We start from the raw sequence: 14,234 nt of genomic DNA on the forward strand, positions 1-14,234 counted from the left end.
ACGTGCCGTTTCCCGTTGCACCGTATTCCACGTTTCCCATCCTGTTACGCTCCCCGCTGCTGCGCCCCGGCCTGACCGCCGCCATCCTCGCCACCGCCTGCGCAGTGCTGGCCCAGCCTGCGGCAGCCGACGAAAAGCCCCTGTGGGAGGCCGGCATGGGCGTCGGCGGCCTGGTCATGCCCGACTACCGGGGCTCCAGTCAGAGCCGCGCCTACGCCCTGCCGATGCCGTACTTCGTCTATCGCGGCGAATTCCTCAAGGCCGACCGCAATGGCGTGCGCGGCACCCTGCTCGACACCGACCGGGTCGAGCTCAACATCAGCGGCGCCGCCTCACTGCCGGTCAACAGCGACAAGAACGACGCCCGCCAGGGCATGACCGACCTCAAGCCCACCGTGGAAGTCGGCCCCTCCCTGGACGTGAACCTGTGGCGCACCACCGACCACCGCACCAAGCTCGACCTGCGCCTGCCGGTACGCGCCGCCTTCACCGTCGAATCGAGCCCCAAGTCCCTGGGCTGGGTGTTCTCGCCGCGCCTCAACCTGGACGTGGAGGACGTGGCCGGCTTCAACGGTTGGAACCTGGGGCTGCTGGCCGGCCCCCTGTTCCAGTCGCGCCGCTACAACGATTATTTCTATTCGGTGGCGCCTCAGTACGCCGCCGCCGGCCGCCCGGCCTACCAGGCGGGCGGCGGTTACGCGGGCACTCAGGTGCTGTCGTCCTTGTCCAAGCGCTTCAAGAGCACCTGGGTGGGCGCCTTCGTCCGCTGGGACACCCTCAAGGGCGCGGCCTTCGAGGACAGCCCCCTGGTCAGGCGCGACCAGTACCTGGCCGCCGGGCTGGCGGTCGCCTGGGTGCTGGGCGAATCGTCGAAGAAAGTGGAGTGGGACTATTGATCGACCCCACCCGCCCGCCGGTGCCGACGTGCCGGCGGGTGGATCGAGCAGTAACCTTCTTCCATCTCTCCCGCGTGGTTCATTGATGTCGTTTTTCCTGCCGCACGAACTCGTGCGCCGCTTGCCCCCGCCGCTGCGCCGCGTCCATGCCGCCGTGGCCGTCGCCCTCGGCTGGGTTCTCCTGGGCGTGCTGTGCCTGGGCTGGTCCCTGCTGGCGGTGCTCCTCTATCCCCTGCTGCCGCGCCGGGCCGGGCTGCGGGTCGGCCGCCTCGGCATCATGGGCGGCTTCCGCCTCTACCTGGCCGGCCTGTCGGCCTTGGGGGCCTGCCGCTTCGACCTGAAGGCCCTGGATACCCTGCGCGATTCCGGCCCCCTGATCATCGCCCCCAACCATCCCTGCCTGCTCGACGCGGTGATGGTGGTGTCGCGCCTGCCCGACGTGGCCTGCATCATGAAGGCCGAGTTGATGGACAACCTGTTCCTCGGCGCCGGGGCGCGGCTCGCCCGCTACATCCGCAACGATTCCCTGTTCGGCATGATCCTGCTGGCGGTGGACGATCTGCACCAGGGCAACCACCTGCTGGTGTTCCCCGAGGGCACCCGTACCACCGGCGGCCCGGTGGGGCCGTTCAAGGGCAGCGTGGCCCTGGTGGCGCACCGGGCCCAGGCGCCGATCCAGACCGTGTTCATCGAGACCGATTCGCCCTATCTGAGCAAGGGCTGGCCGGTGCTGCGCCGGCCCGAGCTGCCCATCACCTACCGCATCCGCCTGGGACAGCGCTTCGACCCGCCCCAGGACCCCCATGCCTTCACCCGGGAGCTGGAAGCCTATTTCGCCGGGGCCCTGTCCCCGTCGCCCTCCCGGCCGCAGCCGGACCATGGGCCGGCGGACGGGGCGTCCTGCCGCTGCGCCGACGCGGAGTCGGTACCGGTCCGCTCCCGGGCCGTGTCTTGATTCATTTCTGATTCCCCACATTCTTTCCTCCCTCTTGCCTGTACCCATGACCGAATCCGCCGCCGCACCCTCCACCACCCACCTGGTGCTCATCCCCAGCTACAACCCGGGGGAACAGGTCTATGCCACGGTGCGGGCCGCCCGGGCTTGGTGGAACCCGGTGTGGGTGGTGGTGGACGGCAGCCGGGACGGCACCGCCGAGGGGCTCCTGGCCATGGCCGCCGAGGACCCGGGGCTGCGGGTGGAGGTGCTGCCGGAGAACCGGGGCAAGGGGGCGGCGGTGCTGCACGGTCTGGACCTGGCCGCGGCGGCGGGTTTCACCCACGCCTTGACCATGGATTCGGACGGCCAGCATCCCGCCGATCTGATCCCCGCCTTTATGGCCCGCTCCCGGGAAACGCCGGGGGCCATGGTGCTGGGGGTGCCGGTGTTCGACGCCAGCGCCCCGGCGCTGCGCGTCAAGGGACGCAAGGTGTCCAACTGGTGGGCCAACCTGGAAACCCTGTGGATGGGCATCGGCGATTCGCTGTACGGCTTCCGCGTCTATCCCATCGACCCGCTGCGCGCGGTGATGCGCGGCCAGCGCTGGATGCGCCGTTTCGACTTCGATCCGGAAGCCGTGGTGCGCCTGGCCTGGCGCGGCGTGCCGCCGGTGAACCTGCCGGCCCCGGTAAAGTACCTGCGCCCCGAGGAAGGGGGCGTTTCCCACTTCAACTACCTGCGCGACAACACCCTGCTCACCTGGATGCACACCCGGCTGTTCATCGGCTTCGTGCTGCGCCTGCCGCTCTTGGCGGCGCGGCGCCTGGGCGGCCGCTGAACAACTGGTGAAGGGGGCGCCCGGGGACGGCCGCGATCAGCCGCCCAGGGACGTCCAGCGCACGATCTGGGGGCCGGCCAGGGCGGTCAGCACCATCAGGGCGGGCATGGCGGCGAAATAGGTGCCCACCACCCGGCGGATGCGCGGGTGGGCCTGGTTCAGTTCCAGGAAATGGACGATCACCAGGCGGCTCTTCACTGCCACCAGCAGGGCGGCGGCCACCGCCAGGACGATGCCGCCGTAGTGGCTCTCGCCGAGAAAGCCCCCGCCCAGGGTGAGGGCGAGGAGGACCAGCCAGGTCCGGGTCAGGCGCTTGTCGGGGGTCATGGCGCGCTCCTCAGTGCAGCACGTAAAAGAGGGGGAAGATGGCCAACCAGATCAGGTCGGTGGCGTGCCAGTAGCAGCCCAGGGCTTCCAGCCCCTGGTAGTCCGCCGCCGAATAGGCGCCCATGCGGGTGCGGGCCATCACCCAGAGCAGGCCGAGGATGCCCCAGCTGACGTGGACCAGGTGGTTGAAGGTCAGGTAGTAGTAGGTGGTGAAGAAGATGCCGGCGCTGCCGTCGATGCCCTGGGCGATGTTCCACTGCACCTCGAAGAACTTCACCACCGGATAGCCCAACCCCAGCACCAGAGCGGCCCCCAGCCAGCGCAGGCAGGCGCGCTGCTCGTCGCGGCGGATGGCGGACAGCGCCCGGGCGATGGCGTAGCTGCTGCTCAACATGAACACCGTGTTGGCCGTGCCGGCCGCCAGGGACAGGCGCGCCGCGCCGGCGCTGAACGCCTCCGGATGGTGGGCCCGGGCGATGAAATAGACCAGGAACATCAGGCCGAACTCGGTGAGTTCGCAGAAGATGCCCACCCAGATGCCTTTGTTGCCGGGAATGCGGGCAACGGAAGCGTCGGCGGGGGGCGAGGGGGGATGGGGCAGGGTCAGGGTGGCGTTCATGGCATCACGCGGGCAAGCCGCTCCACGGCGGAGCAGCCGTCATTGTGCGCCGCCGCCTTGGCCGGGGCAGGTACAGAAAAGTCAAAAAACCGGCATGACAGTTTGTTTGCCCCGGTCTTTGTCTGCTGCACTCGGCCCGGAGTGATGGCCCCGTGCCGGAAATGCGCAGAAGGGGTGCCGAAAGCCTGCCAAAAGCGCACTGAATGCAGGCGAGGCGTGCCGCCAGGGGGATGGGTTCCCGCAGCACAGTCGGTTTCGATCCCCTGTGCCACAGGGGCGCCAGAGGGCGTGGGAATCGGGGGGGGGCGCACCGCGCGGGATTGGGTGCGGCGGGCCTGCCCGCTTGTCGGCCTGCCAGCCGTTCCGGCTCTCCGGGCGCACCCCGGCGCCGTGGCGGCGGGCCTCCCACCTGGGGGGAATACTTTAATAAAATTAATATATCCAGCCTGCTGAAATATGAAGGTCCGCGCCAGTATTGGAGTTTGGAATTCGGCCTGTTGGGACGTATTAAAAAAATTCAAGTATTGGGTGGCGCATTCCCGCTCGCTGCCGCCGCGCCTTGCCCCGCCGTTTGCGCCGAATCCGTGTTCGCGGGGGCGATGCCCGATTGGCGAACATGGCGCTCCGCCTTTCCGCCCCGCTCGCGCCGCTGCCAAAACAAACGGGGCGGGGCCACATGATGCACATGTGGTCCCGCCCCGTCGGCAGCGCCGGTGGGCGCTGCGGCGTCAGGAGACGTCGATCAGGCGAAGTTCTGCGCGGCGAAGTCCCAGTTGGCCAGGGAAGCCAGGAAGGTTTCCACGAACTTGGGACGGGCGTTGCGGTAGTCGATGTAGTAGGCGTGTTCCCACACGTCGATGGTCAGCAGGGGCTTGCCCTCGCCGGTCTTGAGCGGGTTGCCGGCGGCGCCGGTGTTGGCGATGTCCACGGAACCGTCGTCCTTCTTCACCAGCCAGGTCCAGCCGGAGCCGAAGTTGCCCACGGCGGAGGCGGTGAAGGCCTTCTTGAACTCGTCGAAGGAACCCCACTTCTTGTTGATGGCGTCAGCCAGGGCGCCGGTGGGAGCGCCACCGCCATTCGGCTTCATGGAGTTCCAGAAGAAGGTGTGGTTCCACACCTGGGCGGCGTTGTTGTAGATGCCGCCGGCCGGGGCCTTCTTGAAGATTTCTTCCAGACCCAGGTTCTCGTACTCGGTGCCCTTGATCAGGTTGTTCAGGTTGGTCACGTAGGCCTGGTGGTGCTTGCCGTAGTGGTACTCGAAGGTTTCTTCGGAGATGTGCGGCGCCAGGGCGTTCTTGGCGTAGGGCAGGGGGGGCAGTTGATGTTCCATATTGTTCTCCGTTGCAGTGGGGGATGTTGGAGCGCCATACCAAGCCAGCAGACCAGCGAACCAGCCGGGAAGCGGCGCTCTGAACCTTTGGATTCTATGCGGGGGGCGTGGCGAGCACAACTTCGCGGTCAGCCGCGCTTGGGTGCGGCGGCCGGCACCAGGCTGGTGGATTCGACCCGGACCGCCGCCGATCCTTCGTGCAGGCGCAGGGACAGGCCGTCCCCCGGGCGCAGCGCCGCCGCCTGGCGGACGATACGGCCCTCGGCGTCGAAGGCCAGGGCGTAGCCCCGGGCCAGGACGCCTTCCGGCGACAGATGGGCGAGCGCCGCGCCCAGATGGGCGAGGCGCTGCCGGGTGCTTTCCAGGCGCTGGCGCGCCGTGCCGTGCAGGCGCTGCTCCAAGGCCGCCAGCCGGGCCTGCTGGGGCGCCACGCTGGGGCGGCGGGCGCGCAGCCGGCCGTCCAGGCGGGAGAGGGCGGTGTGCTGCTCGGCCAGCCGGCGGCGGCCGGCCTGGGCCAGACGCTGGGCCAGGGCTTGCAGGGTTTCCCGGTGCCGGGCGATGCGCTGGGCCGGGTGGATCAGGCGCCGCGCCAGGTAGTCGAGGCGCTGGCCGTGGTCGTCGATCAGCCGGCCGGCGCGGCGCGCCAGGCGGCGGTGCAGCTCGTCGAGCCGGTCGAGCAGGGCTTCCCGGTCCGGGCTGGCCAGTTCGGCGGCGCCGGTGGGGGTGGGGGCGCGCAGGTCGGCGGCGAAGTCGGTGAGGGTGAAATCGGTCTCGTGGCCGATGCCGCTCACCACCGGCAGGGGGGCGGCGGCCACGGCGCGCACCACCCGCTCGTCGTTGAAGGCCCACAGATCCTCGATGCTGCCGCCGCCGCGCACCACCAGCAGCACGTCCACCTCGGCCCGGGCGTAGGCGGCCTCCAGGGCGGCGACGATGCGCGGCGGTGCCTCGTCGCCCTGGACCGGGGTGGGGTAGAGAATCACCGGAATGTGCGGTGCGCGCCGCGCCAGGGTGGTGAGCACGTCGCGCAGGGCGGCGGCCTGGGGGCTGGTGACGATGCCGATGCGGCGCGGGTAGGCCGGGATCGGCAGGCGGTTTTCTGCGGCGAACAGCCCCTCGGCGTCGAGCCGGGCCTTGAGCCGCACGAACTGCTCGTAGAGATTGCCCAGGCCGGCGGGGCGCAGGGCTTCGACGTTGAGTTGGAAGTCGCCCCGGGGCTCGTAGAGGGACACCAGCACCCGGGCCTCGACCTTCTGGCCGTTCTCGGGGCGGAAGCCCAGGGTCTGCACCCGGCTGCGGAACATCACGCAGCGGGCCTGGGCCTGGTCGTCCTTCAAGGAGAAATAGGCGTGGCCGGAGGCGGCCAGGGTCAGGTTGGAGATTTCGCCGCTGACCCAGCACAGGGGGAAGTTGCCCTCCAGAATCTGGCGCACCCGGCGGTTGAGCGCCGAGATGGGCAAGGGCTTTTCTTCGCGCAGGGGCGGGGCGGACGAGGGGGAGGAATCCCCTGGAAACGATGAAAATTCGGGTGGAAATTCAGCCATGCCGGCATTGTAGCGGAGGCCGCCGCGGCCTGATTGATCCACAGGCCGGCGAACTGTCAAGGTGGGAGAGTGCTTGCTCACCCGCTATGCCGCTTGTCACCGTGAATAAAATTCAACGTATTGATTTTTAACGATAAATATTCTTGCGTAAAAAATGTGCAAGGTAAGCCGTATTTCGCTGCCACGGCCCTTTGCGGCGTTCCTCGACAACCTATTCACAGAGTTATCCACAGACTTTGTGGATAAATCCGTACGGCATGGCGCCCTTGCCCGGGGACGGGGCGCCGGATAAAGTTCCGACTTTCGCGCCGTGACGTGCGTCACGGCGTTGCCCCGACCCCGGCGCCCCATCCCGGCGCCTTTTTTGGGGATCGCCGCCGGCGGTCCCGCCTGAATCCCGGAGAGTTCCGTGTTCGCCATCATTCAAGCCGCCGGCTGGCCCATCTGGTTCCTGCTGCTCGCCTCGATCATCGCCCTGGCCCTCATCATCGAGCGGCTCCAGGCCCTGCGCAGCACCAAGGTCGTGCCCGCCGGGCTGCTCCAGCAGGTGGTGCAGCAGTACCGACAGGGCGGGGTCAACGAACAACTGGTGGCCGGGCTCGAAGCCGGCTCCCCCCTGGGCCGGGTACTGGCCGCCGGCCTGCGCAACGTGCGCGCCTCCCGGGAAGTGATGAAGGAATCCATCGAGGAAGCCGGCCGCGCCGTCACCCACGAACTGGAACGCTACCTGACCACCCTTGGCACCATCGCCTCGATCTCCCCCCTGATGGGCCTGTTTGGCACCATCGTCGGCATGATCGAAATCTTCGGCTCCCAAGGCCCCTCCGGCGGCAACCCGCAGCAACTCGCCCACGGCATCTCCATCGCCCTCTACAACACCGGCTTCGGCCTGATCATCGCCATTCCCAGCATGATCTTCTGGCGCCACTTCCGCGCCAAGGTCGATGCCCTGGTGATCGACATGGAGCAGCAGGCGGTGCGGCTGGTGGAAGTGGTCCACGGCGACCGCACGTAAGGAGCCGGCCATGGACTTTCGTCGCGGCCGCGGCCGGGAAGAGCCGGAGATCAACCTGATCCCGATGATCGACGTGCTGCTTGTCATCATCATCTTCCTCATGCTCACCACCACCTATTCCCGCTTCTCCGGGCTGGAGATCAACCTGCCCCAGGCCGATGCCGAGCAGAAGCAGGAAAAACCCAACGAGATCAACGTGGCGGTCACCGCCGCCGGCCAGGTGGTGGTGGACAAGCAGACCCTGGCCAACGGCGAGGTCGGCACCATCGCCGAGGGCCTGAAGCGGGCCGCCGGCGACCGCCCCGACCCGCTGATCGTCATCAGCGCCGACGCCAAGGCCACCCACCAGTCGGTGGTGGACGTGATGCAGGCGGCCCAGGCGGCCGGCTACCCTCACATCTCCTTCGCCACCCAGCAGACCGGACACTGATGGATGCGGGGCGGCCGCCGCCGTCCCGCTCCATGCTCCGGGGCCTGGCGGCCGAGCTTTCGGCACACTGCCTGTAGGCCTGCCGCCGATTCTTCCCGACCGTTCCCCACGTGACCCTTCCCTCCGCCCCGGCGCCCCGCGACGGCCTGGCCGCGGCCCTGGCCCGGGCCTGGTTCCGTCCCCGCCTGGCCGCCGGCCTGTGGCCCCTGGTGCCCCTATCCGGCCTATTCGCCGCCGTCAGCGGCCTGCGCCGCCTGGCCTACGCCCGGGGCTGGGCGCGGACCGAGCGGCTGCCGGTGCCGGTGGTGGTGGTGGGCAACCTCACCGTGGGCGGCGCCGGCAAAACGCCCCTGACCCAGGCCCTGGCCCGGGAACTGGCGGCCCGGGGCAAGCGCCCGGGCATCGTCAGCCGGGGTTACGGCGGCAGCGGCGGTGCGGCGGGCGACGCCCCCCGGCCGGTGGCCCCGGGCGACGATCCGGCGGTGGTGGGGGACGAGCCCCTGCTGCTGGCCGCCACCGGCGTGCCGGTGTGGGTCGGCCGGGATCGGGCCGCCGCCGCCCGCGCCCTGCTGGCCGCCCATCCGGATACCGACCTGATCCTGTGCGACGACGGCTTGCAGCACCTGCGCCTGGGCCGGGACTTGGAAATCGCCGTGTTCGACCGGCGCGGCCCCGGCAATGGCTGGCGCCTGCCCGCCGGCCCCCTGCGCGATCCGCTCCCCCGCCTGGGCCGGCTGGCCGGGGGGGGCGCGGTGGTGGTCAATGGCGGCCGGACCGCCCTGGCCGGCCGGCTCGACGCCCACCTGGGGGCGGTGCCGGTGTTCGACATGACCCTGGCGCCGGAGGACTTCGTCGCCCTCGACGACCCCAGCCGCCGCATCGCCCCGGCCGAACTGGCGGCCCGGCTGGCCGCCGGCGGCCGGCGGGCGGTGGCCATCGCCGGCATCGGCGACCCGTCCCGTTTCTTCGCCACCTTGGGCGATCTCGGCCTGTCCTGCGAAAACCGGGCCTTTCCCGACCACCACGCCTACGGCCCGGAAGATTTCGCCGGGCTGGAGGATGCCGTGGTCCTGATGACCGAGAAGGATGGGGTAAAATGCCGCTCCCTGCCGCTGGCCGGCCGGGCGCAGGAGGCCTGGGTGCTGCCCGTGGCGGCCCGCCTCGCCCCGGACCTGGCGGCTTACGTTCTGGAGAAAATCGATGGATGCTCGCCTGCTCGACATCCTGGTCTGCCCGGTGTGCAAGGGCAACCTGGAATACCAAAAGACTAAGCAGGAGCTGGTCTGCAAACCCTGCAAGCTGGCCTACCCGATCCGCGACGACATCCCGGTGATGCTCGAACAGGAAGCCCGCCCCCTGAGCGCCGACGAGGCCTGACCCGCCAGGGTTCAGCGCTTCCGGATTCCTTCCCGGCCGGGCTGCCGCGCCCCGCGCCGGATCATCCGCTCCCAGGCCTGTCGCCGGGACACCTTCCGCCTTCCTCGCCATGACCGTTCCCTTCCACGTCGTCATTCCGGCCCGCTTCGCCTCCACCCGCCTGCCGGGCAAGCCGCTCCTCGATCTGGCCGGCAAGCCCATGGTGGTGCGCGTCGCCGAGGCCGCTGCCCGTGCCGGCGCCCAGTCCGTGCTGGTGGCTACCGACCATGACGGCGTGGCCGCCGCGGTGCGCGAGCACGGCTTCGCCGCGGCCCTGACCCGACCCGACCACCCGAGCGGCACCGACCGTCTCGCCGAGGTGGCCGAACAGCAGGGCTGGGGCGGCGATACCCTGGTGGTGAACGTCCAGGGCGACGAGCCCCTGATCGATCCGGCCCTGGTGGCGCTGACCGCCGCGCGGCTGGCCGAGAGCGGCGCCGACATCGCCACGGTGGCCCACCCGATCGTCGCCGCCGAGGACTTCTTCAACCCCAACGTGGTCAAGGTGGTGTGCCGGGCCGACGGCGACGCCCTGTACTTCTCCCGAGCGCCGATCCCCTACGCCCGGGACGCCTTCGCCGCCAGCCGCGAAGCGCTGCCAGCCGGGCTGCCGGCCCTGCGCCACGTCGGGCTGTACGCCTACCGGGCGTCCTTCCTGCACGCCTACGCCGGGCTGGCCGCCTCGCCCCTGGAGCAGTTCGAGGCCCTGGAACAACTGCGCGCCCTGTGGCACGGCTACCGCATCACCGTGGCCACGGTGGACCATCCCCCCGCCGCCGGAGTGGATACGCCGGAAGACGCCGAGCGGGTGCGGGCCGCATTCGTGACATCGGCCGAACGCGCTGAATCCAAGGCCCCTGGCGGCCGGGCGGTTTGACCAACCCGGCCCATTGCGGGTAAGGTTCGCGCCGCCGGCGATCCCGCATAAAAACAGATGCCCGGAACCACCGGGCCGCGTTTTGAACAGCCCCAAAACCGACGTTTCCAGACGTTTTCAAGAAACCGTTTCGTCGATATCCACATTTCCGAGGACCACACCATGCGACTGATTCTTCTGGGCGCCCCGGGCGCCGGCAAAGGCACTCAAGCCCAATTCATCCGCGAGAAGTTCGGCATTCCCCAGATTTCCACCGGCGACATGCTGCGCGCCCACGTCAAGGCCGGCACCGCCCTGGGCCTGGAAGCCAAGAAGTTCATGGACGCCGGCGGTCTGGTGCCCGATGAGGTGATCATCGGCATGGTGAAAGAGCGCCTGACCCAGGACGACTGCAAGAACGGCTACCTGTTCGACGGCTTTCCCCGCACCATTCCCCAGGCCGAGGCCATGAAGGAGGCCGGCGTGGCCATCGACTTCGTTCTCGAAATCGACGTGCCCGACGCCGACATCATCGAGCGCATGGCCGGCCGCCGCGCCCACCTGCCCTCGGGCCGTACCTACCACGTCAAGTACAACCCGCCCAAGGTCGAAGGCAAGGACGACGTGACCGGCGAGGACCTGGTGCAGCGCGACGACGACAAGGAAGAGACCGTCAAGAAGCGCCTCGACGTCTACCACGCCCAGACCGAGCCCCTGGTGGCCTACTACTCCGAGTGGGCCGCCACTGGCGACGCCAAGGCTCCCAAGGTGCGCAAGATCGCCGGCGTGGGTGGCGTGGACGAGATCACCGCCCGCGCTTTCGCCGCCCTCAAGTAAGCCTCAGCACGTCCTTTCCTCCGGACCTGCCCGTTGATCGCTGCACGCTCCAGGAACGCGCTGTACTTCCAGTCCGGCGGCGTGACGGCGGTCATCAACGCCACGGCAGGGGGCGTCATCGACGCCGCCCGCAGCCTGGCCAAGGCCGGGGCGCCGATCGGCACCGTGCTGGCGGCGCGCAACGGTTTCTCCGGGGTGCTCAAGGAAGAGCTGATCGACACGGCCTCGTTATCCGACGAGGCCGTGCTGCGTTTACGCCAGCTGCCGGGCGGTGCTTTCGGCGCCAGCCGGCGGCTGCTGCCGCCCTACGACGAACGTCCCGACCAGTGGGACCGGGTGGCGGCGGTGCTGCGCGCCCACGACATCGGCCACGTGCTGGTCAACGGGGGCAACGGATCCATGGAGACCGCCCGCCTGTTCGTCGAACTGGGCCGGCGCTATGGCCTGGACATCACCGCCGTCGGCCTGCCCAAGACGGTGGACAACGACCTGCTCGACACCGACGTCTCCCCCGGCTTCGGCTCGGCGGCCAAGTACCTGGCCACCTCGATGCGCGAAGCCAGCCTGGACCTGGCGGCCATGAGCGGCGGCGCCCGGGCCACCAAGGTGTTCATTCTCGAAGTGATGGGCCGCCACGCCGGCTGGATGGCCCTGTCCACCGCCCTGGCCCAGGACGCCCCCGGTGCGGCGCCCCACCTGATCCTGCTGCCCGAGGTGCCCTTCGACGAGGCCCGGGTGGCGGCGGCGGTGGAAGCCACCATCGCCCGGGTCGGCTACTGCGCCATCACCGTGGCCGAAGGGCTGTCCGGCCCCGACGGCAAGCCCCTGGCGGTGGAGCGGGACTCCACCACCTACGGCCACGAGCAACTGGGCGGTGTCGGCCCCTGGCTGGCGGACCGGCTCCAGGCCCGGCTCGGCGTCAAGTGCCACTGCGCCGTGGCCGACTACCTGCAACGCTCGGCGCGCCATCTGGCCTCCCGGGTCGATCTGGAGCAGGCCTGGGCCGTGGGGGCGGCGGGCCTGGAATGGAGCCTGTCGGGCACTACCGGGGTGATGGTGGCGATTCGCCGCCTGGCCGACGAGCCCTACCGCTGGGACCTGGTGCCGGCCGCCCTGGAGGGCCTGGCCGACCGGGAGCGCAAGGTGCCGGCCGATTTCCTCACTGCCGACGGCCTCCACGCCAGCCCCGCCGGGCGCCGCTACCTGGCGCCCCTGATCGCCGGCGAAGCCTATCCGCCCTTTAGCCACGACGGCCTGCCCGACTACCGTTGGGATTGCCCCCCGGTGCGGGCACCGCGCCTGCCGCCCTTCGCCCTGTAGCAGCGCCCTGCGCCGCTGGCCGCTGACCAACGGAGCTTCCCCGGCCCTCAGGCGGGGAAACGGGCCGCCAGGGCCTGGGATACGTCCGCCAGCACCCCATCCCAGTCCCCGAAGGACGACTGGTTGAAGATACGCAGGGAGGGATACCAGGGGCTATCGGCGCGGCGATGCAGCCAGCGCCACTCGCCGTCGAAGCGGTTGAGCATCCAGACGGGCCGGTTGAGGGCGCCGGCCAGGTGAACCACGGCGGAATCGATGGTGATCACCAGGTCCAGGTTGGCCGCCAGGGCGGCGCTGTCGGCAAAGTCGTTCAGCTCGTCTGTCCAGTCCAGCCAATCCACCCCGTCCGGAATGGCCGGACGCTCGTCTTCGGGGGCCCATTTCTGCAAGCTGACCCAGGTCACGTTCCGGTTTTCCAGCAGGGGCCGCAACCGCTCGAATTTCAGGCTGCGGCGGGCGTCGGCCTGGTGGGCCTTGCGTCCGGCCCAGGCAATGCCGATGCGCGGGCGCCCGGGGGCCGCCCGTTCCAGCCGTTCGCGCCAGTAATCCTGGGCCGGTGGGAGAACGCGGAGGTACGGCACCGTCCGCGGCACCGTATCCGGCCGGGTGCCAAAGGCCCGGGGCAGCGAAAGCAGCGGGTATTGCCAATCCCAGGCGTCGTTGTCCGCCGGCAGGCGGGTGAAGAACGCGACGCGGTCGCCGAAGGACCATTCCAGAAGGCGCTGGAGCGGCGGGGCGCAGGCGAAGCCCACCTTGGCGAAGCGTTCGGTGGCCAGGGGCAGGTAGCGGGAAAATTGCATCACGTCGCCAAAGCCCTGCTCGGAGATCAGCAGCAGCCGCTTGCCGGCGGTTTCGCCCTGGCCCGTCCACTGGGGCAGGGGGCTGTCCGGGCAGTTCAGGGTGCCGTTCGCGGCCTCCGCCGAGCCCGTCCAGCGGGCCTCGTAGTTTTCCCAGCCGGCCGCCCAGTCCCCCCGCTTCAATTGCAGCATGCCCAGGTTCAGGCGCGGCATGGCCATGTCGGGGTCCAGGTCGACGGCCTGGGCAAAGCATGCCTGGGCTTCGTCCAGGAATCCCAGGTCCTGGAGCAGGAAACCCTTGCTGTTGAGCACGGCCGGTTGTTCCGCCTGGATCGCCAGGGCCCGCTCATAGCATTCCATGGCCGCCGCGAAACGGCCGGCCCGGTAGTGTTCGATGCCCTGCTGGTGGTATTCCCCGTTGGCTGCGGCGAGGGCCTGGCGTGCCGCGCCGGACTGCTTCTTTTCCAGGTAGAGGACGCCGAGGTTGTTGCGGGCGATGGCATGGCGCGGATCGAGGGCCGCGGCTTTTTCATAGGCGGCCAGGGCGGCGTCCTGGTCTCTCAGGCGTTCCAGGGTGGCGCCCAGGTTGTTCCAGGAGAGGGCGTGGTCCGGGGCGATCTCCAGTGCCCTGCGGTAGCTGGCGGCGGCCTGTTCGTGCGCCCCGGCGTCGCCGTAGGCTAGGCCCAGGTTGTAGTGGGCATCCCGCTGCCCGGGGGCCAGCCGCGTGGCCTCCAGGCCGGCTGCCACGGCCCGTTCCGGCTGGCCCTGGCGCCGGTACAGTTCGCCCAGGTTGCTGTGGTAAAGAGCCACCTGGCCATCGCCGGCAATGGCCGACTCCAGGCAGTTCACGGCCTCCGGCAGCTTGCCGGCCCTGAAGAGGAGCAGGCCCAGGGCATGCCAGGCGGGATGGAAGTGGGGTGCCTCGGCGACGATTTGGCGGCAGCACGTCTCGGCCTCCGCAAACCTGCCCTGGGATTCCAGGGCGGCGGCAGTGGCAAAGCGTTCCCGCAGGGCAGGAGAAATCATGGGATGGAAAAAAGCCGCGGAGAGTCCAGATCCGCGGCTTTGAGTC

Annotated in this window: 15 protein-coding genes; 10 read left to right on the forward strand and 5 right to left on the reverse strand. The window is 69.6% G+C overall.

Annotation, left to right across the window (positions count from 1 at the left end; genetic code table 11):
- Nucleotides 1-2 precede the first annotated feature (2 nt).
- From LWW89_RS09250 to LWW89_RS09260, 3 genes are all read left to right on the forward strand, one after another.
- Complete coding sequence (locus LWW89_RS09250; protein ID WP_293263693.1) at nt 3-896, forward strand: MipA/OmpV family protein; 894 nt, start codon at nt 3-5, stop codon at nt 894-896.
- 112 nt (nt 897-1,008) lie between these two features.
- Nucleotides 1,009-1,851 (forward strand): lysophospholipid acyltransferase family protein, encoded by an 843-nt coding sequence (locus LWW89_RS09255; RefSeq protein ID WP_293263694.1) that lies wholly within the window; start codon nt 1,009-1,011, stop codon nt 1,849-1,851.
- 46 nt (nt 1,852-1,897) lie between these two features.
- Complete coding sequence (locus tag LWW89_RS09260; protein ID WP_293263695.1) at nt 1,898-2,671, forward strand: glycosyltransferase family 2 protein; 774 nt, start codon at nt 1,898-1,900, stop codon at nt 2,669-2,671.
- A gap of 36 nt (nt 2,672-2,707) precedes the next feature.
- Here LWW89_RS09260 and LWW89_RS09265 read toward each other — a convergent pair whose 3' ends face one another.
- The 4 genes from LWW89_RS09265 to xseA form a co-directional block, all read right to left on the reverse strand.
- The gene (locus LWW89_RS09265) at nt 2,708-2,998 is read right to left on the reverse strand and encodes a cytochrome C oxidase subunit IV family protein (RefSeq protein WP_293263696.1); all 291 of its coding nucleotides are present in this window, start codon (nt 2,996-2,998) and stop codon (nt 2,708-2,710) included.
- A gap of 10 nt (nt 2,999-3,008) precedes the next feature.
- Nucleotides 3,009-3,617, reverse strand: coding sequence for a cytochrome c oxidase subunit 3 family protein (locus LWW89_RS09270; protein ID WP_293263697.1), 609 nt, complete (start codon nt 3,615-3,617; stop codon nt 3,009-3,011).
- Nucleotides 3,618-4,359: 742 nt separating this feature from the next.
- Nucleotides 4,360-4,947 (reverse strand): Fe-Mn family superoxide dismutase, encoded by a 588-nt coding sequence (locus tag LWW89_RS09275; RefSeq protein WP_293263698.1) that lies wholly within the window; start codon nt 4,945-4,947, stop codon nt 4,360-4,362.
- 128 nt (nt 4,948-5,075) lie between these two features.
- Nucleotides 5,076-6,491, reverse strand: coding sequence for an exodeoxyribonuclease VII large subunit (gene xseA / locus LWW89_RS09280; protein ID WP_293263699.1), 1,416 nt, complete (start codon nt 6,489-6,491; stop codon nt 5,076-5,078).
- Nucleotides 6,492-6,900: 409 nt separating this feature from the next.
- Here xseA and LWW89_RS09285 point away from each other — a divergent pair, with 409 nt between their 5' ends.
- From LWW89_RS09285 to LWW89_RS09315, 7 genes are all read left to right on the forward strand, one after another.
- Nucleotides 6,901-7,506, forward strand: coding sequence for a MotA/TolQ/ExbB proton channel family protein (locus LWW89_RS09285; RefSeq protein WP_293263700.1), 606 nt, complete (start codon nt 6,901-6,903; stop codon nt 7,504-7,506).
- 10 nt (nt 7,507-7,516) lie between these two features.
- Nucleotides 7,517-7,936 carry a biopolymer transporter ExbD gene (locus LWW89_RS09290; protein ID WP_293263701.1) on the forward strand — a complete coding sequence of 140 codons (420 nt, stop codon included), beginning with the start codon at nt 7,517-7,519 and terminating at the stop codon, nt 7,934-7,936.
- A 110-nt stretch (nt 7,937-8,046) separates the two neighbouring features.
- Complete coding sequence (gene lpxK / locus LWW89_RS09295) at nt 8,047-9,207, forward strand: tetraacyldisaccharide 4'-kinase (protein WP_293263702.1); 1,161 nt, start codon at nt 8,047-8,049, stop codon at nt 9,205-9,207.
- On the forward strand, nt 9,137-9,313 hold the full coding sequence (locus LWW89_RS09300) for a Trm112 family protein (RefSeq protein ID WP_293263703.1): 177 nt from the start codon (nt 9,137-9,139) through the stop codon (nt 9,311-9,313). Before lpxK ends, LWW89_RS09300 begins: the two co-directional genes overlap by 71 nt.
- A gap of 109 nt (nt 9,314-9,422) precedes the next feature.
- A complete protein-coding gene (kdsB, locus tag LWW89_RS09305) occupies nt 9,423-10,229 on the forward strand; it encodes a 3-deoxy-manno-octulosonate cytidylyltransferase (RefSeq protein ID WP_293263704.1) in 807 nt (268 codons plus the stop codon).
- Between the two features lie 162 nt (nt 10,230-10,391).
- Nucleotides 10,392-11,045: an adenylate kinase gene (gene adk / locus LWW89_RS09310; protein WP_293263705.1), complete on the forward strand. Its 654-nt coding sequence runs from the start codon at nt 10,392-10,394 to the stop codon at nt 11,043-11,045.
- Nucleotides 11,046-11,078: 33 nt separating this feature from the next.
- Nucleotides 11,079-12,365, forward strand: a complete 1,287-nt coding sequence (locus LWW89_RS09315; RefSeq protein ID WP_293263706.1) for a 6-phosphofructokinase — start codon at nt 11,079-11,081, stop codon at nt 12,363-12,365.
- Between the two features lie 47 nt (nt 12,366-12,412).
- On the opposite strand, the gene LWW89_RS09320 is transcribed toward LWW89_RS09315, so the two are convergent.
- Nucleotides 12,413-14,188: a tetratricopeptide repeat protein gene (locus tag LWW89_RS09320; protein WP_293263707.1), complete on the reverse strand. Its 1,776-nt coding sequence runs from the start codon at nt 14,186-14,188 to the stop codon at nt 12,413-12,415.
- Nucleotides 14,189-14,234 lie beyond the last annotated feature (46 nt).

It is taken from the genome of Oryzomicrobium sp. (genome assembly GCF_021287045.1).
GTDB lineage: Bacteria > Pseudomonadota > Gammaproteobacteria > Burkholderiales > Rhodocyclaceae > Oryzomicrobium.

What these genes read in the sequence shown, in the direction of transcription:
- LWW89_RS09265 (WP_293263696.1), bottom strand. Translation starts at nt 2,998, where the DNA reads ATGACCCCCGACAAGCGCCTGACCCGGACCTGGCTGGTCCTCCTCGCC.
- LWW89_RS09290 (WP_293263701.1), top strand. Translation starts at nt 7,517, where the DNA reads ATGGACTTTCGTCGCGGCCGCGGCCGGGAAGAGCCGGAGATCAACCTG.
- LWW89_RS09275 (WP_293263698.1), bottom strand. Translation starts at nt 4,947, where the DNA reads ATGGAACATCAACTGCCCCCCCTGCCCTACGCCAAGAACGCCCTGGCG.
- LWW89_RS09320 (WP_293263707.1), bottom strand. Translation starts at nt 14,188, where the DNA reads ATGATTTCTCCTGCCCTGCGGGAACGCTTTGCCACTGCCGCCGCCCTG.
- LWW89_RS09300 (WP_293263703.1), top strand. Translation starts at nt 9,137, where the DNA reads ATGGATGCTCGCCTGCTCGACATCCTGGTCTGCCCGGTGTGCAAGGGC.
- LWW89_RS09260 (WP_293263695.1), top strand. Translation starts at nt 1,898, where the DNA reads ATGACCGAATCCGCCGCCGCACCCTCCACCACCCACCTGGTGCTCATC.
- LWW89_RS09270 (WP_293263697.1), bottom strand. Translation starts at nt 3,617, where the DNA reads ATGAACGCCACCCTGACCCTGCCCCATCCCCCCTCGCCCCCCGCCGAC.
- xseA (WP_293263699.1), bottom strand. Translation starts at nt 6,491, where the DNA reads ATGGCTGAATTTCCACCCGAATTTTCATCGTTTCCAGGGGATTCCTCC.
- adk (WP_293263705.1), top strand. Translation starts at nt 10,392, where the DNA reads ATGCGACTGATTCTTCTGGGCGCCCCGGGCGCCGGCAAAGGCACTCAA.
- kdsB (WP_293263704.1), top strand. Translation starts at nt 9,423, where the DNA reads ATGACCGTTCCCTTCCACGTCGTCATTCCGGCCCGCTTCGCCTCCACC.